The organism is Mesorhizobium sp. WSM4822 (assembly GCF_055811155.1).
Genome location: NZ_JBVVQM010000003.1, coordinates 278,073 through 297,092 on the forward strand (window position 1 = coordinate 278,073; position 19,020 = coordinate 297,092).

The 19,020-nt window shown below is 63.5% G+C and carries 17 protein-coding genes; 2 read left to right on the forward strand and 15 right to left on the reverse strand.

Translation table 11 applies throughout. From position 1 onward, the window contains the following. Positions 1-96: 96 nt before the first annotated feature. Entirely contained in the window at positions 97-1,938 is a 1,842-nt protein-coding gene (recQ, locus tag AC0L3E_RS09425; RefSeq protein WP_128307182.1) for a DNA helicase RecQ, read from the reverse strand. Beyond that, a complete protein-coding gene (locus tag AC0L3E_RS09430; RefSeq protein WP_473604662.1) occupies positions 1,938-2,876 on the reverse strand; it encodes a sulfotransferase family protein in 939 nt (312 codons plus the stop codon). The genes recQ and AC0L3E_RS09430 overlap by 1 nt, the downstream gene beginning before the upstream one ends. A gap of 117 nt (positions 2,877-2,993) precedes the next feature. Here AC0L3E_RS09430 and AC0L3E_RS09435 point away from each other — a divergent pair, with 117 nt between their 5' ends. Then, positions 2,994-4,415 carry a coniferyl aldehyde dehydrogenase gene (locus tag AC0L3E_RS09435; RefSeq protein WP_128307183.1) on the forward strand — a complete coding sequence of 474 codons (1,422 nt, stop codon included), beginning with the start codon at positions 2,994-2,996 and terminating at the stop codon, positions 4,413-4,415. 190 nt (positions 4,416-4,605) lie between these two features. Here the strand turns inward: AC0L3E_RS09435 and AC0L3E_RS09440 are convergent, their stop codons facing one another. From AC0L3E_RS09440 to uxaC, 8 genes are all read right to left on the reverse strand, one after another. After that, the gene (locus AC0L3E_RS09440) at positions 4,606-4,941 is read right to left on the reverse strand and encodes a cupin domain-containing protein (protein ID WP_128307184.1); all 336 of its coding nucleotides are present in this window, start codon (positions 4,939-4,941) and stop codon (positions 4,606-4,608) included. Between the two features lie 112 nt (positions 4,942-5,053). Further along, entirely contained in the window at positions 5,054-5,812 is a 759-nt protein-coding gene (kduD, locus tag AC0L3E_RS09445) for a 2-dehydro-3-deoxy-D-gluconate 5-dehydrogenase KduD (RefSeq protein WP_128307185.1), read from the reverse strand. After that, positions 5,809-6,660, reverse strand: a complete 852-nt coding sequence (kduI, locus tag AC0L3E_RS09450; protein ID WP_127270496.1) for a 5-dehydro-4-deoxy-D-glucuronate isomerase — start codon at positions 6,658-6,660, stop codon at positions 5,809-5,811. The genes kduD and kduI overlap by 4 nt, the downstream gene beginning before the upstream one ends. 22 nt (positions 6,661-6,682) lie before the next feature. Beyond that, complete coding sequence (locus AC0L3E_RS09455) at positions 6,683-7,459, reverse strand: FadR/GntR family transcriptional regulator (RefSeq protein ID WP_127269375.1); 777 nt, start codon at positions 7,457-7,459, stop codon at positions 6,683-6,685. A 7-nt stretch (positions 7,460-7,466) separates the two neighbouring features. After that, the gene (locus AC0L3E_RS09460; RefSeq protein ID WP_127269374.1) at positions 7,467-8,747 is read right to left on the reverse strand and encodes a TRAP transporter large permease; all 1,281 of its coding nucleotides are present in this window, start codon (positions 8,745-8,747) and stop codon (positions 7,467-7,469) included. A gap of 4 nt (positions 8,748-8,751) precedes the next feature. Then, positions 8,752-9,282 (reverse strand): TRAP transporter small permease, encoded by a 531-nt coding sequence (locus AC0L3E_RS09465; RefSeq protein ID WP_127328653.1) that lies wholly within the window; start codon positions 9,280-9,282, stop codon positions 8,752-8,754. A 100-nt stretch (positions 9,283-9,382) separates the two neighbouring features. Then, entirely contained in the window at positions 9,383-10,360 is a 978-nt protein-coding gene (locus AC0L3E_RS09470; protein ID WP_127328609.1) for a TRAP transporter substrate-binding protein, read from the reverse strand. Positions 10,361-10,396: 36 nt separating this feature from the next. Beyond that, positions 10,397-11,809 carry a glucuronate isomerase gene (gene uxaC, locus AC0L3E_RS09475; protein WP_473604663.1) on the reverse strand — a complete coding sequence of 471 codons (1,413 nt, stop codon included), beginning with the start codon at positions 11,807-11,809 and terminating at the stop codon, positions 10,397-10,399. Positions 11,810-11,952: 143 nt separating this feature from the next. Here uxaC and AC0L3E_RS09480 point away from each other — a divergent pair, with 143 nt between their 5' ends. Continuing rightward, positions 11,953-13,488 (forward strand): mannitol dehydrogenase family protein, encoded by a 1,536-nt coding sequence (locus AC0L3E_RS09480; RefSeq protein WP_473604664.1) that lies wholly within the window; start codon positions 11,953-11,955, stop codon positions 13,486-13,488. A gap of 119 nt (positions 13,489-13,607) precedes the next feature. Here the strand turns inward: AC0L3E_RS09480 and AC0L3E_RS09485 are convergent, their stop codons facing one another. The 5 genes from AC0L3E_RS09485 to AC0L3E_RS09505 form a co-directional block, all read right to left on the reverse strand. Continuing rightward, positions 13,608-14,015, reverse strand: coding sequence for a F0F1 ATP synthase subunit epsilon (locus AC0L3E_RS09485; RefSeq protein ID WP_127267285.1), 408 nt, complete (start codon positions 14,013-14,015; stop codon positions 13,608-13,610). A 103-nt stretch (positions 14,016-14,118) separates the two neighbouring features. Beyond that, positions 14,119-15,711 (reverse strand): F0F1 ATP synthase subunit beta, encoded by a 1,593-nt coding sequence (gene atpD / locus AC0L3E_RS09490; protein WP_473604665.1) that lies wholly within the window; start codon positions 15,709-15,711, stop codon positions 14,119-14,121. Positions 15,712-15,781: 70 nt separating this feature from the next. Further along, the gene (locus tag AC0L3E_RS09495; RefSeq protein ID WP_128287931.1) at positions 15,782-16,666 is read right to left on the reverse strand and encodes a F0F1 ATP synthase subunit gamma; all 885 of its coding nucleotides are present in this window, start codon (positions 16,664-16,666) and stop codon (positions 15,782-15,784) included. A gap of 46 nt (positions 16,667-16,712) precedes the next feature. Beyond that, the gene (atpA, locus tag AC0L3E_RS09500) at positions 16,713-18,242 is read right to left on the reverse strand and encodes a F0F1 ATP synthase subunit alpha (protein ID WP_023811756.1); all 1,530 of its coding nucleotides are present in this window, start codon (positions 18,240-18,242) and stop codon (positions 16,713-16,715) included. Beyond that, on the reverse strand, positions 18,242-18,802 hold the full coding sequence (locus AC0L3E_RS09505; RefSeq protein ID WP_128307190.1) for a F0F1 ATP synthase subunit delta: 561 nt from the start codon (positions 18,800-18,802) through the stop codon (positions 18,242-18,244). The genes atpA and AC0L3E_RS09505 overlap by 1 nt, the downstream gene beginning before the upstream one ends. Positions 18,803-19,020 lie beyond the last annotated feature (218 nt).

Sequence of the window (19,020 nt, forward strand, 5' to 3'; positions counted from 1 at the left end):
TAGGAATGGGCGGCGACGGAACAGAAGCTCTCGGAACGGATGCCTTCTCCGAAGATCCCTATGCTTCAGAGCGCGTGACCAGTCGCTGATCTGACCTCAGGCCGAGCCATCGGATTGATGCTCGGCAATCGCACTCAGAAAAACCTGGCCGAACTCCTTCAGCTTTGCCGCCCCAACCCCATTCACTTCAGCGAAGGCGTCGAGGTCGTGCGGGCGGCGCTCGGCCATGTCGATCAGGGTGCGATCGGAAAACACCACATAGGCCGGCACCTGACGCTCCTTGGCGAGCCGCAGTCGCAAGGTCTTCAGCGCGGCCAGCAGCCCGGTGTCCACATCCGATTGCCCGAAATCCTGCCCGGAGCGCGTCTTGCCGCGCAAGGCGCGGCTGCGCACCTCGACGCGATAATGGAACGGCATCTCGCCACGGCCAAGCGCATGGCCTTTTTCGGCGATGGCGAGGCCGCCATGACCGGCCGGATCCGGCATCAGGAACCCGCCGGCGACGAGCTGCCGGATCAGCGACAGCCAGAAATCCTTCTTGTGCGCCAGACCGCTGCCGAAACTCGTGAGCCTCTGCTGGTTCCTGGCAAGCACCTTCTCGGTTTCATGGCCGAGCAGGATGTCGATGACATGGCCGGCACCGAAGCGTTCGCCGCTCTGCGCGATGGCTGCCAGGATGATCCGCGCCTCCGCTCCGCCATCGGCGCGCGGCGCCTGATCGAGGCAGGTGTCGCAATTGCCGCAAGGCTGCGCGTCCTCGCCGAAATAGCCGAGCAGCACCTGGCGGCGGCACTGCGCCGTCTCGCAATAGCCGATCAGCATGTCGAGCCGGCCATGTGAGCGCCTCTTGTGCTCGGCCGGCGCATCTTCATCGTCGATGAACATCCGGCGCATGCGGATATCGCCAAGGCCGAACAGCATATGTGCCTCGGCGTCCCGCCCATCGCGGCCGGCGCGGCCGATCTCCTGGTAGTAGGCCTCCAGGCTGCCCGGCATGTCGGTGTGGAAGACATAGGCGACGTCAGGCTTGTCGATGCCCATGCCGAAAGCGATGGTCGCCACCATGACGACGCCGGACAGGGTCATGAAGCTGTTCTGGTTAGCGTCACGCGCCTCCTTGCTCATGCCGGCATGATAAGCGAGCGCGGTGACGCCGTTCTTCTCGAGGAAGGCCGCCATCTCCTCCGTCTTCTTGCGCGACAGGCAGTAGACGATGCCGCTGCGGCCGGGATGGCGCTCGACGAAGCGCAGCAATTGCCGCTTGCTGTCCTGCTTGGCCTCGATGGCAAGCTTGATGTTCGGCCGGTCGAAGCCCAGCACCAGGGTCTCGACGCGCTCGGCAAACAGCCGGGCTTCGATATCGGTGCGCGTGCCTTCGTCCGCCGTTGCCGTCAGCGCGATGATCGGCACGTTGGGGAAGATGCCGCGCAGCCGCGACAAATCCTCGTATTCGCGCCGGAACGCCGGCCCCCATTGCGAGATGCAATGCGCCTCGTCAACGGCGATCAGGCTGACATCGAGCTTGGCCAGCGCCTCGAGCATCCGCTCGGTCATCAGCCGCTCCGGCGCGAGATAGAGCAGGCGCGTCTGGCCCGAGGCGACGCGACGCCATGCGGCGATATTGGCATCGCGGTCGATCGAGGAATTGATCGTATCGGCAGCCACGCCGGCAAGCCGCAAGGCGGCGACCTGATCCTGCATCAGCGCCACCAACGGCGAAACGACAATGGTGAGCCCGCCCAGGACAAGTGCCGGGACCTGGTAGCAGAGCGATTTGCCCGCACCCGTCGGCATGACGGCCAGGACATGCCGCCCGGCCAGCAGCGCGTCCATGACATCGGCCTGGCCGGGGCGAAAATCATCGAAGCCGAACACGTCCTTCAGCACGCGCCGCTTGGGATCTCGCTCTTCTGTCGCGACGGCCGCCGGTGCCCGCATTACCGCGCGTCCACGGTCGGCGTGCTTATTGGCATGTCATAGCCGAACTCGGCGCAGAAACGCCGGACGCCGACGAGAAATGCCGGGGGCAGACCGCCGAGATAGGTCCTGAATTCTTCATTCCGTTCCCATTTTCTCAACGAAGCCACCCGGATCGGATTGTCCGGATCCTCGCTGAAACGAATGCGCGGTGTCAGTCCGAACGATTGCGCGATTCTGTCCTGCTGCGCATCGGGCGCGCCGATCATGTCTTCGTAGCGGACAAAGAGTATCTGCCGGTGCGGTTGTGCCTTCTTCAGCCGGGTCAGCGCGTCGTATTCGGCCAGCCAGCGATGCGGCGTGACGTGGAACCGACGCTCGTTGCGTGTTTGCGGATGCGAACTTGTCAGCGTGTCGAACGGATGGCGCACGCAATAGATCAAGCCGATGGAGGGAGGGAGCTTCGCCAGATGCGCAAAACCGCGCGCATCGCGCTTGACGACGAGGTTCGATTCCGGCCGGTCCAACATGTCCAGCATTGTGTATCGCGCTTCGGGCGGATGGACGAAAATGTCCTCGAAACACCTCATCAGCCGCTGTGTCAGCGTCGTGCCGCTGCGCGCGCAACCCGAAATGAAAATTCTGTTGGCGGGCGCCGCGCGTGCGTATGTGCGTTTTTGCATGCGCTGTTTCAGAGACAGCGGCACGAACCGCAGAAACTCCCGCACAACCCTTCGCGCAGCCGCTCCAAACGCAGCCTCAAGCCTGTGAGCGCCCTTCATCCGCAATTCCGCAGGGCCGCCCGGCACGAAACGCGCCGCTTGGGGTCCATGGCCAAGATACTCGTCGCCGATATCAGCATCAGGCAGACACCGGACTGGAATTCCTGGATGGGAGAGGATGGGAAATCGGTCAAAACGACTCTCTGCATGGGCACCATGCCTTAGCGCAGCTGTCATCGTGCCACAACAGGAACAGGTCGCCTGCAGCCTGCGCCTTCCCTTGCAACACCTTTACCTCGCTGGATTCCTTCACCCAGCAATGTAAGCTCGGCTCCGCTAGCTAGGGAGGATGCGATGCTGCAGACCAGACAGGATGTTCTCGGCGAGCGGTTCCACCTGCAGCGCGCCGCCTTCGAGGCGCAGCCTTTCCCCAACTTTGGCATCCGCAAGGATCGCCTGAAACGCCTGTTGGCGCTGACCGAGCGGCATGAAGCCGACATCTGCACCGCCATCGACACCGACTTCGGTGGCCGTTCGGCACACGAGACGCGTCTTGCGGAACTGTTCGTGGTGCGTGCCGGCATCCGCCACGCGCTTTCGCATCTCAGGGGCTGGATGCGCGAACGCCGCGTTGTCACCACCATGCCGTTCCTGCCCGGGCGAAATCGCCTCGTCCCGCAGCCGCTCGGCGTCGTCGGCATCGTGTCGCCCTGGAATTATCCTTTCCAGCTCGCTGTCGCGCCGGTCACGGCGGCACTCGCGGCCGGCAATCGCGTGCTTATAAAACCTTCCGAATTGACGCCGGCATTCTCAGTGCTGTTGGCCAAACTCGTTGCCGAGCATTTCGCACCCGATGAGCTCAGCGTCATCACCGGCGATGCCGAGATGGGAAAGGCCTTCGTGTCGATGCCTTTCGATCATTTGCTGTTCACCGGCTCGACCGCGGTCGGACGCCAGGTCGCGATCGCCGCGGCCGCCAACCTGACCCCGGTCACGCTCGAACTCGGCGGCAAGTCGCCGGCAATCTTCGATCCGTCCTGCGATCTTGACGCGGCGGTATCCAGCATTGCCTATGGCAAGCTCTTGAATGCCGGGCAGACCTGCATCGCGCCGGATTATCTGCTGGTGCCGAAGGGGCAGGCAGGCACGGTCGCTGTCAAGCTCGCAACGGCGATCGCGAAGCTCTACCCGACCTTGCGCGACAACCCCGACTATACCGTCATCATCAGCGACCGGCACCACCAGCGCCTGCGCGACATGATCACTGAAGCGCGTGACGCAGGCGCCGATGTCACCGAAATCAACCCGGCCGGCGAAGAGCTGGGTGCCAAAAGCCGGAAGCTGCTGCCGACTCTGGTCCGCAACGCCGGCGCAAACCTGCGGCTGATGCGCGAGGAGATTTTTGGGCCGGTGCTGCCCATCGTAGAATACACCGGGATCGACGAAGCGATCGCGCATGTGAACGGGGCAGCCCGACCGCTGGCGCTCTACTGGTTCGGCCGCGACAGCGGCACCCGTCAACGCATCCTGCACGAGACTATTGCCGGCGGTGTCACTATCAACGACTGCATGCTGCATCTGGTACAGGAAAACCAGCCCTTTGGCGGGGTCGGCGCCAGCGGCATGGGCGCCTATCACGGCGAGTGGGGATTTCGGACGTTCAGCAAGGAGAAGCCGGTTTTCACACAGTCGCGGCTGAGCGCCGGAGCCTTGTTGCGCCCGCCCTACGGCAAGACGTTCGAGCGGCTTTTCAGCCTCCTGCGTCACATCACCTGATCGAGCGAGCGCAGCCTCCGGTTCGTCGTGCCATGCAGCGCCGGCGCATTAAGACTATCTTCACCACGGTGCGGCAGGGTCCTCATCCTGCGGTGATGTCTTGAGTACCGCGGCGCCACAAGCGCCCAGGCAACAGACCCGCGCCTCTTTCTGGGGTGCGGGTCATTCCCGCTCGATCTCTTACCCTTGGCTAGCCGAGGAAATCGGCCCGGTGCGGCGTGAAGCTGTCGACCAGCCGCCCTGGTTCCAGCGCCTTGACGCCGTGCACCAGACCGGACGGCACGATGAAGCTGCCGCCGGTCTCGATGGTTTCGGTCCGACCGTCGATGGTCACCTCGAAGCGGCCTTCGGCGACGTAGCTTGCCTGGACATGCGGGTGCGAATGCAGGGCGCCGACGCCACCCTTGTCGAAGCCGAATTCGACCAGCATCAACTCATCGGTGTGCAGGAGGACGCGCCGCCTGTTGCCGTCCGGCGTCGCCGTCCACGTGCCCTCGCCGGCATGCGCGAAAATCTTTGCGGTCATCGTCATCTCCTAAGAGCAATTCCAGGAAAAGTGTGAAACGGTTTTCCGTCCGGAATTGCGTTAAAACAATGAGATAGCGCGGTTCAGCGTTTCCGCGAAACGATGAACCTCGCTAGCGCGCCAGCCAGCCGCCATCCACCGGCACCACCGCTCCATGCATATAGTCCGATGCCGGCGCCAGCAGGAAGACGGCGGCGTCGCCAATGTCGCCCGCCTCGCCCCAGCGGCCGGCCGGGATACGCGCCAGGATGGCGGCGCTGCGGTCGGGATCGGCGCGCAGCGCCTGCGTGTTGTTGGTCTCGATATAGCCCGGCGCGATGGCGTTGACGTTGATGCCTTTTTGCGCCCATTCGCAGGCGAGCAGACGCGTGATGCCGAGCACACCGTGCTTCGAGGCAGTGTAGGACGCAACGCGGATGCCACCCTGGAAACTCAGCACGGAGGCAATGTTGACGATCTTGCCTTTCCGCTCAGCGGCCAAGGCACGCCTTGCAAAGCTTTGGCAGAGCAAAAAAACCGTTTTCAGATTGACGTCCATGACGTCGTCCCAATCGGCCTCGCTGAGATCGACGGCATCGGCGCGGCGGATGATGCCGGCATTGTTGACCAGCCCGTCGAGCGGACCGCTTTCGTCCCAGATCCGGTCGTGCAACGGGCCGGCGGCCGAAATGTCGGCAAGGTCGGCGCTGACCGCCTCGAATTGCCCTCCCAGCGCGGCGACCTTGTCTGCCGTATCGTCCATCGACGAGCGGCCGACGCCGACCACCGCGCCCCCGGCGCGTGCGATCGATACGGCGATGCCCTGGCCGATGCCGGTGTTGGCGCCGGTGACCAGGAAACGTTTTCCGGCAAGGCTGAAGGGGTCGCTCACCGCAGATCGCTCAACGCCACCGGGTCGACATCGGTATAGTCGACATTGTCGCCGGCCATCGCCCAGATGAAAGCATAATTGGAAGTGCCGGCGCCCGAATGGATCGACCAGCCCGGCGACAGCACCGCTTCCTCGTTGCCCATGACGATATGGCGCGTCTCGTCCGGCTCGCCCATGAAGTGGAAGACGCGTGCCGTCTCCGCCAGGTCGAAATAGAGATAGGCCTCCATGCGCCGGTCATGCACATGGCACGGCATGGTGTTCCACACCGAGCCCGGCGCCAGCTGAGTCATGCCGACCACCAGCTGGCAGGTCTTCACGCCGTCGGCATGGATGAACTGGAAGATCGAACGCTCGTTGCAGGTGTCCTTGCTGCCGAGATCGAGGCGCTTGGCGTCGCCGATGCGGATCAGCCGGCTGGGCCAGGCCTGATGCGCCGGCGCGCTGAGCAGATAGAATTTGGCCGGCGCATCTGCATCGGCCGACGCGAACGACACATCAGCGATGCCCATGCCGAGATAGAGCATGTCGCGCGCCTGCAATTCGAAGGACTGGCCGCCGGCCTTGATGACGCCTGCACCGCCGATGTTGACGGCGATCAGCTCGCGACGGTCGAGAAAGTTCTTGGTGCCGGTCGGCTTGATCGTTTCCAGTTGAAGCGCGGCGTCCGTCGGCACGGCGCCGCCGACGATCATGCGGTCGTAATGTGTGTAGGTCAGGCTGATGCGGCCGGGCTGGAACAGGCCGTCAATGTGAAAGTTGTGGCGCAGCTCATCGGTTCCCATCGCCGCGGCGGCGACCGGGTCGATGGCAAAGCGGGATGTATAGTCGGTGTGGCTCTGGTTCATTTCAATCCTGACTTGAGATGGGTCATTCGCCGGCGGCGGCCTTGACCGAACTGGAATAAAAAGCCTGACGCGCATGCAGGCGTTCGCGGTAACGCTGCTGGCTGGCGGTGAGGTGCGCGCGCATCGCCTCTCGCGCGGCCTCGGCATCGCCAGAGGTAATGGCGTTGAGGATCACCAGGTGCTCGCGCTGCAGTCCGCGCTGGTAGCTATCGGATTGCGCCAATTCGGTCGACCAGGGCGAAGTCACGTCGCACGGGATGGCGCGCCGGCCGAGCACGTCGAGCATCTCGACATAGAATGGGTTGCTGGTGGCGCTGGCGATCGCACGATGGAAGGCGAGGTCGGCCGGACCGGTCGGCTCGCTGGCAAGCAGCAGCCGCTCGAATTCGAAGAAGGCTTCCTGGATCGCCGCCTCCTGCGCGGCATTGCGGCGGACGGCGGCGATCCCGGCCGATTCAATCTCGATCGCCAGCCGCACTTCGAGCACGTTGAGCGCGATCGAATCCTTGCTGCCCATGTCGGCGGCCAGCGCGCCGAACATTGTCGAGATGTGCTCTGTGACGAAGACGCCGGCGCCCTGGCGCGGTTCGACCAGCCCGTCGGCGGCAAGCTTGGCCAGCGCCTCGCGGATGACGGTGCGGCTGACGCCGAAGGTTTCGGTCAGTTGGCCTTCGGTCGGCAATTTATGGCCGGGCAGGATCTCACCCGCCTGCAACTGCTTGCGGATCGTCGTGACCACTGTCTCCGACAATTTGGGTTTTCTCTCGACCCTGAGGTCGGTTGCGGTGTCCGATGCCATGTCGCCCCTATTTGAAGACGCTCGGTAGCCAGAGCGAAATGGCCGGAATGTAAGTGACGAGCCCCAGTACCACGAGCCCGGCGCCATAGAACGGCCAGATCGAGCGCATCGCTTCCCAGACGGATATCTTGCCCACTGCGCACGCCACGAACTGCACAGCGCCCACCGGCGGCGTATTCAGCCCGATGCCGAAGTTGAGGATCATGATGACGCCAAAATGTACCGGGTCGACGCCGTAGGCTTGCGCCACGGGCAGGAAGATCGGCGTGCAGATGATGATCGTCGGCCCCATGTCCATGAAGGTGCCGAGGAACAGCATCAAGACGTTGAGCAGGAGAAGCACGACCAGCGGATCGTCCGAGATTGCGTTCATGGAGGCTATGAGCGCTGCCGGCACTTTCAGGAAGGCCATCAACCACGAGAACGCCGCCGCCATGCCGATGATGAGCAGCACCATGGCCGTGGTGCGCACGGCACCATGGGTGGCATGAACGAAACCTTCCCAAGTCATCTGCCGGTAAACGAAGACAGTGACGAGCAACGCATAGATGACCGCGACACAGGAACTCTCGGTCGCCGTGAAAACGCCCGATCGTACGCCACCGAAGATGATCGCGATCAGCAGCAGGCCGGGCACCGCGACAGCGAAGAGATGCGCGACGGCGGTGAAGCCCGGAAACGGCTCGGTCGGATAACCGCGGGAGCGCGCCACGAAATAGGCGGTGATCATCAGCGACAGGGCCAACAGCAGGCCCGGAATGATGCCGGCCGTGAACAGGTCGGCGATGGAGATCTTTCCACCTGCCGAGATCGAGTAGATGATCATGTTGTGCGACGGCGGCAGGAGCAGCGCGATCAGCGCTGCCATCGACGTGACGTTGACGGCGTAATCCGCTCCATATCCACGCGCTTTCATCTGCGGGATCATCAAGCCGCCGACCGCCGCCGCCTCGGCCACCGCGGAGCCCGAAATGCCGCCGAACAGTGTAGCGGTCGCAATGTTGACCTGCCCGAGGCCACCGCGCAAATGGCCAACGAGCGAGCCGGCGAAGGCAACGATCTTGCTGGCGATGCCGCCGCGCACCATCAAGTCGCCGGCATAGATGAAGAAGGGAATGGCCAGCAGCGAAAAGACGCTCATGCCGGAATTCAGGCGCTGGAACACGATGAGCGGCGGCAGGCCCATATAGAGGACGGTGGCAAAGCTTGCGACGCCGAGGCAGAAAGCAATCGGCGTGCCGATAAGCATCAGAAGGGTGAAGACGCCGAAGAGGATCCAGAGTTCCATGCCGTCAGACCTTCACGTTCGCCGTGTCGAGTTCGGCTGCGACTTCCGCCGGCGGCAGTTCATCGAGCACATCGTCGATCGGCGCACCGGAGAGGCGAAGCACGATGCGCTCCAGCGTGAAGAGCACGACGAGCACGCCTCCCGCGACCAGCGGGACGTAGTCCCAGCCCCCCGATATGCCGAGCGACGGCAAGGTAGCGCCCCAGGTCAATGCGACCAGTTGGCTACCATACCAGATCATACCGATGCCGAAGGCGAGCGCGACGAGGTCCGAGATCATCCGCAGCCAACGCTTGCCGCCTTTGGGCAGCACGTAGAGCAGGACGTCGAAGCCGAGGTGATAGTTCTCGCGCACGCCGACGGCAGCGCCGAGGAAGATGAACCAGCTCATCAGCATCACCGAGCCCTGCTCGGTCCAGCTTGGCGAGCGGTTCAGGACATAACGACCGAACACCTGCCAGGCGACGAAGGCGGTCATCAGCACCAGCCCGATGCCTGCGACCCATAGCGCCGCTGTGCTGACGCGCGACATCATGCGCGCGACGCCGGACAGGGGCGGCCTGTGTTCTGGGCTGGAGGTCACCGGTTCTCTCCGCAAGAGGATGGCGGCGCGGAATGCCCGCGCCGTCGCTTGATCACTGCACGGCCTTGATGGCTTCGACCATGGCCTTCAGCTTGTCGTCCTTGACGTGCTTCTCGTAGACCGGACCCATGGCGTCGATGAAGGGCTGCTTGTCCGGCGTCGTGATCTGCGAACCGGCCGCCTCGACCTTGGCGCGCGATTCCTTGACCTTGGCGGTCCACAGCTCGCGCTGCCTGGCGACGCTCTCCTTGGCGGCCGCCTTGAAGATCGCCTGATCCTCCGGCGTCAGCTTGTCCCAGCTCGACTTCGCCATGACGAAGGCTTCCGGCACCATAGTGTGCTCGTCGAGCGAATAGAACTTGGCGACTTCCGCATGCTTGGCGGTGTCGTAGCTCGGAAAATTGTTTTCCGCGCCGTCAATGACCCCGGTCTCGATCGCCGAATACACCTCGCCATACGGCATCGGCGTCGCGTTGGCGCCGAGTGCCGCCACCATGTCGACGAAGATGTCGGACTGGATGACGCGGAACTTCATGCCGGACAGATCGGCTAATGAGTTGATCGGTTTCTTCGAATTGTAGAAGGAGCGCGCGCCGCTGTCGTAAAAGGCGAGCAGCACCAGCCCGACCTGTTCGAACGCCGCCGCGATCTGGTCGCCGACCGCCCCGTCCATGACCTTGTGCATATGGTCTTCCGAGCGGAAGATGTAGGGCAGCGAGGGCACCGTGGTTTCGGGAATGAGCCCGTTGAACGGCGCCATCGAGATGCGGTTGAGGTCGATCACGCCGGTGCGCACCTGCTCGATCGTGTCCTTTTCTTCGCCGAGCTGCGCGGAATGATAGAGCTCGACCGCATAGCGGCCGGCCGTACGCTCCTTTACAAGCTCGCCGAAATATTTGACTGCCTCGACCGTCGGATAGCCGTCCGGGTGGGTGTCGGACGAGCGCAGAACCGTCTGGGCGCTTGCCGTTCCGGCCATCAGTGCGGCGGCGAGCAGCGCAGCTCCCGTCAGTCTTGAAAAATGCAACATGGTTTCCTCCCTTTGCATTGCGGGCGAGTTGCCCCTTCAGAGCCGATACGCCTTTTTCGCCAGCGTATAGGTCAGTTCCCGTGCCAGCTCATGCGCCTCGTCCTCGCGCAGCCGATGCTCGGCGACGAGACGCGCCAGGAACGCGGAGTCGACTCGCCGCGCCACATCGTGACGCGCCGGGATCGACGGAAAGGCACGGGTGTCGTCGTTGAAACCGACGGTGTTGTAGAAGCCGGCCGTCTCGGTGGTCATCTCGCGGAAGCGCCGCATGCCTTCCGGGCTGTCGTGGAACCACCATGCCGGCCCGAGCTTCAGCGCCGGGTAGACACCGGCCAGCGGCGCCAGCTCGCGCGCATAACTGGTCTCGTCGAGCGTAAACAGGATGACGGTGAGGTCGCGCTCCAGCCCGACGCAGTCGAGCAGCGGCTTCAGCGCCGTCACATAGTCGGTCCGGGTCGGGATATCGAAACCCTTGTCGCGGCCGAAATTCTGGAAGATCGAGGGTGAATGGTTGCGCCAGGAGCCGGGATGGATCTGCAGGACCAGTCCATCGTCGAGGCTCATCTTGGCCATCTCGGTCAGCATCTGGGCGCGGAACAGTTTTCGCTCGCGCTCATCGTCGGAACCACGGCGAATCCGATTGAACAGCTCTTGCGCCGCCGCATCCGAAAGATTGGCGGTCTCGGCCGTCGGATGGCCATGATCCGACGAAGTCGCGCCGAAGCTTTTGAAGAAGGCGCGCCGCTGGCGATGCGCATCGAGATAGCCGGCCCAACTGCCGGTGTCGCAGCCGGTGATCTCGCCGAGCCGGTCGAGATTGGTTGAAAACCCTTCGAAATCGGGATCGACGACTGCATCCGGCCGATAAGCGGTGACCACACGGCCCTGCCAGCCGCTGTCGCGGATCATCTGGTGCCATTTGAGATCGTCGAGCGCGCCTTCCGTGGTCGCGATGACCTCGATGTTGAAACGCTCGAACAGCGCGCGCGGGCGAAAATTCTCCCACTGCAGCAGCGTCGCGATGGTGTCATAGTGGCGGTCGGCGGTCGCCGCGGTCAGCGGTTCGTCGATGCCGAACAGATCGGCAAGCACATGATCGAACCATAGCCGGGTCGGCGTGCCCCGAAACAGATGATAATGCTCGGCAAAAAGCCGCCAGATCGCCCTGCCGTCGGTCTCGACCGGCGCGCCATTGAGCGTCGCCACGCCGAGATCCTCGAGGCGGACGCCTTGGCTGAACAGCATGCGGAAGATGTAGTGATCCGGGACGATGAGCAGTTGCGCCGGATCCGGGAATGGCTCGTTCAGCGCATACCAGCGCGGATCGGTGTGGCCATGCGGGCTGACAAGGGGCAGGTCCTTGATCCCGGCATAGAGATCACGGGCAACCGAGCGCGAATGCGCCTCGGCGGGAAACAGCAGATCCGCATGGGTCAGTGCCACGGTCATCCTCCCAAGGCCACTATCGGTAGGGGCGGCAAGAAATAATGTCAACATACAAAAATACGATTGTTGTATGATGACTTTTCGACCCATTGTGTGGCAGGAAATCGAATGTTACGCCGCTTTGCCGATCCCTGCCGAGGCCACTCATGTCATCCGACCAGACCAGTCGCACCACGACGACCGAACGCCTTTCCACGAAGACGGTGCGCGCACTGCCGGCTTCGATCGCGACACCTGCGTATGATCGCAGCCGCATCGTCCCGGGCATCGTGCACCTTGGTGTCGGCGCCTTCCACCGCGCCCATCAGGCAGCCTATGTCGACGATTGCCTGGCGGCAGGCGAGGCGGATTGGGGCATAACAGGCGTTTCGCTGCGCAGCACCGACACGCGCGACGCTCTCACGCCGCAGGACGGGCTCTACACGCTGGCGATCAGAAGCAGTGGAACCGAAAAGCTTCAGGTCATCGGCTCGATCGGTGCGATGCTGGTGGCGCCGGAGAATCCGGGCGCGGTGCTGGCCACGCTGACCGATCCGCGCACCCGCATCGTCACGCTGACGATCACCGAAAAAGCCTATCTGAGGGCGGCAGGCGGGGGATTGGATGCCGCCCATCCCGATATCGTCCATGATCTGGCCAATCCACGGATGCCGAAGACAGCGCATGGTTTCCTGACCGAGGCGCTTGCCCTGCGACGCGCCGCCGGCACGCCGCCCTTCACTGTCCTGTGTTGCGACAATTTGCCGGCCAACGGCGCCACGCTGCACCGGCTGTTGGTCGAATTCGCCCAGTTGCGAGATGCCGGGCTCGCCCAATCGAGTGATGTCGGAATTGCCGACCACATCGCACACCAGGTCGCATTTCCCTCCAGCATGGTCGATCGCATCGTGCCTGCAACCACCGATGCCGATCGGGCGCGGATCGCTGAAGAACTCGGCGTCGAGGATGCCTGGCCCGTGATGACCGAGCCGTTTTGCCAATGGGTGGTCGAAGATAAATTCCCGACTGGCCGGCCCGCGTGGGAACAATTCGGCGTCACCATGGTTCGCGACGTCGGCCCGTTCGAGGACATGAAGCTCAGGCTGCTCAACGGCTCGCATTCGGCCATCGCCTATCTTGGCCTGCTCAGCGGTCATGCCACCGTCGACCGCGCCTTCGCCGACCCGGCGATCCGGCAATTCGTCGATGCCTTGTGGGCCGAAGCCATCCCGACCCTGCCCGAGGATGCCGGATTGGACACGAGCGCCTATATTGCGGAGCTCGCGGAGCGTTTTTCCAACACTGCACTTGCCCATCGCACGGCGCAGATCGCCAATGACGGCAGCCAGAAACTGCCGCAGCGCATCGTCGCCTCCGCCATCGAATGCCTCGAAGCCGGTACTGAACTGGTCCATCTGACCCTGGTGGTGGCTGCCTGGATCGCCGCCTGCGCCGCGCGAGGAAAAACCTTGCCGGAGGGCCATTTCACCGACCCGCTCGACGCGGCGTTGAAGGAACTTTTGAGTGAGCAACTGCCGGCCAACGAAACCGTGACCGCGGTGTTCGACCTGGCCGGCTTCGCCAGGGACCATGCCGAGCGGCAGACATTGATCGAACTCGTGGCTGTCCATCTCGTCCACCTGCGACGGGACGGTCCGACCCTGGCCTTCGCTGCGCTTGGCATACAGAGCGAGCAGACCTGAGCTATGGCCTCGCGGTTATGATGTCGGCGGGACAGCGCCCCTGGGCGCGAAGGATCACGACAGAACGCCCGTCCTGCGCGCTACCAATGTGAGGGCATGAATTCCAGAGCGCTCCGGCCTTACGCCGGAAGAATAGCGCCTTCCAGCGTGGTGAGCTGGCTAAGGAACTGCTCCGCCTTGCTGCGAGCCTCGTCGTCCTTGGCGTCGGCAGCGTCTTCTTTGGCTTCCTGGATGCGGCGCGCGAGATCGGCGCGGTCGACATCCTTCACGGCGACAGCCGATTCCGCCAGCAGCGTGCAGCCGGCCGGAACGATGTCGGCGAAGCCGCCGAACACCACATAGCGTTCTTCGCCGCCCGCCGCGGTCTTCACGGTGACGACGCCCGGCTTGATCGTGGTCATGACCGGCGCATGATGCGCCATCACGGTCATCTCGCCTTCGGCGCCCGGAATGACGACGGATTCGACCTGCTCGGAAACAAGCAGGCGTTCCGGCGAGACCAGTTCGAATTTGAAAGCTTCAGCCATGATCAATTTAGCGAATAGCGAATAGCGAGTAGCGAATTAGTCAGAAGAAGAATTCGCCGGCCCATATTCCCAATTCGCTACTCCCTATTCGCTATTCGCTTGATTACGCCGCTTCGGCCGCCAGGCGCTGTGCCTTCTCGACCGCTTCCTCGATGCCGCCGACCATGTAGAAGGCGGCTTCCGGAAGGTGATCGTAGTCGCCGTTGCAGAGGCCCTTGAAGCCCTTGATGGTGTCGGCGAGGTCGACCAGCTTGCCCGGCGCGCCGGTGAACACTTCGGCGACGAAGAAGGGCTGCGACAGGAAGCGCTCGATCTTGCGGGCGCGGGCCACGGTCTGCTTGTCCTCTTCCGACAGCTCGTCCATGCCAAGGATGGCGATGATGTCCTGCAGCGACTTGTAGCGCTGGAGGATCGACTGCACCTGGCGCGCGACGCCATAATGCTCGTCGCCGACGACCAGCGGGTCGAGCATGCGCGAGGTCGAATCCAGCGGATCGACCGCCGGATAGATGCCCTTTTCGGCGATGGCGCGGTTGAGCGTCGTCGTCGCGTCAAGGTGGGCGAACGAGGTCGCCGGCGCCGGATCGGTCAGATCGTCGGCGGGCACGTAGATGGCCTGCACGGACGTGATCGAGCCCTTGGTGGTGGTGGTGATACGTTCCTGCAGCGCGCCCATGTCGGTGGCGAGCGTCGGCTGATAGCCCACGGCCGAAGGAATACGGCCGAGCAGAGCCGACACTTCCGAACCAGCCTGCGTGAAGCGGAAGATGTTGTCGACGAAGAACAGCACGTCCTGGCCCTGGTCGCGGAAGTATTCCGCAACCGTCAGGCCGGTCAGGCCGACGCGGGCGCGCGCGCCCGGCGGCTCGTTCATCTGGCCATAGACGAGTGCGGCCTTGGAGCCTTCGCCGCCGCCCTTCTTGTTGACGCCGGATTCGATGAACTCGTGATACAGATCGTTGCCTTCGCGGGTGCGCTCGCCGACGCCGGCGAACACCGAATAACCGCCATGCGCCTTGGCGATGTTGTTGATCAGTTCCTGGATCAGCACGGTCTTGCCGACGCCGGCGCCGCCGAACAGGCCGATCTTGCCGCCCTTGGCGTAGGGAGCCAGCAGGTCGAGCACCTTGATGCCGGTGATCAGGATCTGCGCTTCCGTCGACTGCTCGACATAGGTCGGAGCCGGCTGGTGGATGGAGCGCATTTCGGTCGCGTCGACCGGGCCTTCTTCGTCGACCGGCTCGCCGATGACGTTGATGATGCGACCGAGCATGCCCGGGCCGACCGGCACGGTGATCGGCGCGCCGGTGTCACGCACTTCCTGGCCGCGAACCAGACCTTCGGTCGAGTCCATGGCGATGCAGCGCACGGTGTTTTCACCCAGATGCTGGGCGACTTCGAGCACCAGGCGGTTGCCGACATTGGCGGTCTCGAGCGCGTTCAGGATCGCCGGCAGGTGATCGCCGAACTGCACGTCGACAACGGCGCCGATGACCTGGCGGACCTTGCCGGCAACGCCCGTTGCCTTGGTGGCCACTGCCGATGTCTTGGCAGCAGCGGCCTTCACCGGTGCTGCCGACTTGGCCGGGGCCGCCTTCGCGGCTGCTGCTGGAGCCTTTGCCGCCTTCGCGGGGGCTGCGGTCTTCGCGGCTGCGGCCTTGGGGGCTGCCGTCTTGGGGGTCGCTGCTTTCGCCATCGTCTTTACCCTTTTTCGTCCTTTGTTTCTCACGCGGTCCAGTCGCGGGTCGATGACCCGCGAACCGCGCCTAGAGCGCCTCGGCGCCCGAAATGATTTCGATCAGTTCCTTGGTGATCTGCGCCTGCCGCTGGCGGTTGTAGGTGATCGACAGCTTGTTGATCATGTCGCCGGCGTTGCGCGTCGCATTGTCCATGGCGCTCATCTTGGCGCCCATTTCGCCGGCCACGTTTTCGAGCAGCGCCCGGAAAACCTGCACGGAGATGTTGCGCGGAATGAGGTCGGAGAGGATTTCGCCCGGCTCCGGCTCGTATTCGTAGACGGCACTACCGCCATCGATCGCCTCGGCCGGAGCCGAAGCAACGCCGGCCGGGATGATCTGCTGCGCGGTCGGGATCTGGCTGATCACCGACTTGAACTGCGAATAAAACAGCGTGCAGATGTCGAAGCCGCCCTCGTTGAAGAGGTGGATGACCTTCTTGGCGATGGCATCGGCATTGACGAAGCCGAGTGTCTTGACCTCGCGCAGATCGACGCGGTCGATGATCATCGATGCATAGTCGCGGCGCAGGATGTCGAAACCCTTCTTGCCGACGCAGATGATCTTGACCTGCTTGCCCTCCGCCAAAAGCTTCCGGATATGGTCGCGGGCAAGGCGGGCGATCTGCGAATTGAAGCCGCCGCACAGGCCGCGCTCGGCGGTGCAGACGACGAGCAGATGCACGTCATCCTTGCCGGTGCCGGTCATCAGCGCCGGGGCATCGCCGCCGCCGCCGATGGCCTGGGTGATGTTGGCCAGCACGGAACCCATGCGCTCCGAATAGGGGCGCGCCGCTTCCGCGGCCTCTTGAGCACGGCGCAGCTTCGCCGCGGCGACCATCTGCATCGCCTTGGTGATCTTCTGCGTCGCCTTGACCGAGGCGATACGGTTACGAAGGTCTTTTAATGAAGGCATGCTTCAAACCTGATCCCGTCTTGTCTCATCCTGACTGGCAATTCGCTCAGGCGAAGGTCTTGGCGAAAGCGTCGATCTCGGCCTTCAGCTTGGCGCGCAGATCGTCCGACAGCGCCTTTTCCTTGCGGATGGCATCGAGGACGTCCTTGCCGGCCGAACGCATGTGGCTGAGCAGGCCATGCTCGAACTTGCCGACCTGGTTGACCGGCAGCTTGTCGAGATATCCGTTGACGCCGGCGAAGATCACCGCGACCTGCTCTTCCGTCTTCAGCGGCGAGAACTGTGGCTGCTTCAGGAGTTCGGTGAGGCGCGATCCGCGGTTGAGCAGGCGCTGCGTGGCGGCGTCGAGATCCGAGCCGAACTGCGCGAAGGCCGCCATTTCGCGGTACTGCGCGAGCTCGCCCTTGATCGAGCCGGCAACCTGCTTCATCGCCTTGATCTGCGCTGCCGAGCCGACGCGGCTGACCGACAGACCGACGTTCACCGCAGGACGAATGCCCTGGAAGAACAGGTTGGTTTCAAGGAAGATCTGGCCATCGGTGATCGAGATCACGTTGGTCGGGATGTAGGCCGACACGTCGTTGGCCTGCGTCTCGATGATCGGCAGGGCGGTCAGCGACCCACCGCCCAGATCGTCGTTGAGCTTGGCGGCGCGCTCGAGCAGGCGCGAGTGCAGATAGAAGACGTCGCCCGGATAGGCTTCGCGGCCCGGAGGGCGGCGCAGCAGCAGCGACATCTGGCGGTAGGCGACGGCCTGCTTCGACAGATCGTCATAGCTGATCAGCGCGTGCATGCCATTGTCGCGGAAATATTCGCCCATGGTGGCGCCGGCGAACGGCGCCAGGAACTGCATCGGTGCCGGATCGGAAGCGGTGGCGGCGACGATGATCGAATATTCGAGCGCGCCGCGCTCTTCCAGCACCTTGACGAACTGCGCGACGGTCGAGCGCTTCTGGCCGACGGCGACGTAGACGCAGTAGAGCTTTTCCTTCTCGGGGCCGTTGTCGTGCACCGACTTCTGGTTGAGCATCGTGTCGAGGATGATGGCGGTCTTGCCGGTCTGGCGATCGCCGATGACCAGCTCGCGCTGGCCGCGGCCGACCGGGATCAGCGCATCGATGGCCTTGAGGCCGGTCGACATCGGCTCGTTCACCGACTTGCGCGGAATGATGCCGGGCGCCTTGACGTCGACGCGCTTGCGCTCGACCGCCTTGATCGGACCCTTGCCGTCGATCGGATTACCGAGCGCGTCGACGACGCGGCCGAGCAGGCCTGGGCCGACGGGGACGTCGACGATGGCGCCAGTGCGCTTGACGATGTCGCCTTCCTTGATGTCGCGGTCGGCGCCGAAGATGACGACGCCGACATTGTCGGCTTCGAGGTTGAGCGCCATGCCGCGGATGCCGCCGGGGAATTCGACCATTTCGCCGGCCTGGACATTGTCGAGGCCGTAGACGCGGGCGATACCGTCACCGACGGACAACACCTGTCCGACTTCGGAGACCTCGGCCTCCTTGCCGAAATTCTTGATCTGGTCTTTCAGAATTGCGGAAATTTCCGCGGCGCGGATGTCCATCAGCCGACCTCTTTCAGTGCAAGCTTGAGCGAATTGAGTTTGGTTTTGAGCGACGTATCGATCTGGCGCGAGCCCATCTTGACCACCAGCCCGCCGAGCAGCGACGGATCGACGGTGACGGAGATAGCCACGTCCTTGCCGGCAACGCTCTTCAGCGCCGCCTTGAGTTCGGTCTGCTGGGCAGCCGTCAGTTCGTGAGCCGACGTCACTTCAGCAGCGGTCTCGCCACGATGTTCGGCTGATATCTGGCGGAACGCCCTGATCATGCCGGGAATGGCGAACAGCCGGCGGTTACGGGCGACGACGCGCAGGAAATTACCAGTGAGGCCGGCAATCCCGGCCTTGTCGGCGATCGCCGCGATGGCCTTCGCCTGGTCCTCGCTGGAGAACACCGGGCTGTTGATCAGCCGGGTGAGATCAGCGCTGCCCGCGAGCATGGCTTCGAAGCTGTTGAGGTCGGCTTCGACCTTGGCCGCGGAATTTGCCTGCAGGGCGAGTTCGAACAGCGAACCCGCATAGCGTTCTGCGACACCTGAGATTGGCGATGACGATTGAGCCACGGACCGTCTTTTCTCTTGTCTGACAGGCCGTAGATTGTTGGCGCGAGCAAAAACTCTGGCTAAATCTTTGACCTTACTGCATTTTTTCAAGCACGGAGACGCGGCTTCCGCTATCCCCGGCCGAAAGTCGATTGCCGTCTAGCACAGGCATTTTAAGACCGCAATGCGTCGTTCCGCATGGTTTTCAGGCACTATTGTCGCATCCGGCGAAAGTCACC

Coding starts and splice junctions, on each gene's coding strand:
- recQ (WP_128307182.1), bottom strand. CDS start 1,938: ATGCGGGCACCGGCGGCCGTCGCGACAGAAGAGCGAGATCCCAAGCGG.
- AC0L3E_RS09430 (WP_473604662.1), bottom strand. CDS start 2,876: ATGACAGCTGCGCTAAGGCATGGTGCCCATGCAGAGAGTCGTTTTGAC.
- AC0L3E_RS09435 (WP_128307183.1), top strand. CDS start 2,994: ATGCTGCAGACCAGACAGGATGTTCTCGGCGAGCGGTTCCACCTGCAG.
- AC0L3E_RS09440 (WP_128307184.1), bottom strand. CDS start 4,941: ATGACCGCAAAGATTTTCGCGCATGCCGGCGAGGGCACGTGGACGGCG.
- kduI (WP_127270496.1), bottom strand. CDS start 6,660: ATGAACCAGAGCCACACCGACTATACATCCCGCTTTGCCATCGACCCG.
- AC0L3E_RS09455 (WP_127269375.1), bottom strand. CDS start 7,459: ATGGCATCGGACACCGCAACCGACCTCAGGGTCGAGAGAAAACCCAAA.
- AC0L3E_RS09460 (WP_127269374.1), bottom strand. CDS start 8,747: ATGGAACTCTGGATCCTCTTCGGCGTCTTCACCCTTCTGATGCTTATC.
- AC0L3E_RS09465 (WP_127328653.1), bottom strand. CDS start 9,282: ATGATGTCGCGCGTCAGCACAGCGGCGCTATGGGTCGCAGGCATCGGG.
- AC0L3E_RS09470 (WP_127328609.1), bottom strand. CDS start 10,360: ATGTTGCATTTTTCAAGACTGACGGGAGCTGCGCTGCTCGCCGCCGCA.
- uxaC (WP_473604663.1), bottom strand. CDS start 11,809: ATGACCGTGGCACTGACCCATGCGGATCTGCTGTTTCCCGCCGAGGCG.
- AC0L3E_RS09480 (WP_473604664.1), top strand. CDS start 11,953: ATGTCATCCGACCAGACCAGTCGCACCACGACGACCGAACGCCTTTCC.
- AC0L3E_RS09485 (WP_127267285.1), bottom strand. CDS start 14,015: ATGGCTGAAGCTTTCAAATTCGAACTGGTCTCGCCGGAACGCCTGCTT.
- atpD (WP_473604665.1), bottom strand. CDS start 15,711: ATGGCGAAAGCAGCGACCCCCAAGACGGCAGCCCCCAAGGCCGCAGCC.
- AC0L3E_RS09495 (WP_128287931.1), bottom strand. CDS start 16,666: ATGCCTTCATTAAAAGACCTTCGTAACCGTATCGCCTCGGTCAAGGCG.
- atpA (WP_023811756.1), bottom strand. CDS start 18,242: ATGGACATCCGCGCCGCGGAAATTTCCGCAATTCTGAAAGACCAGATC.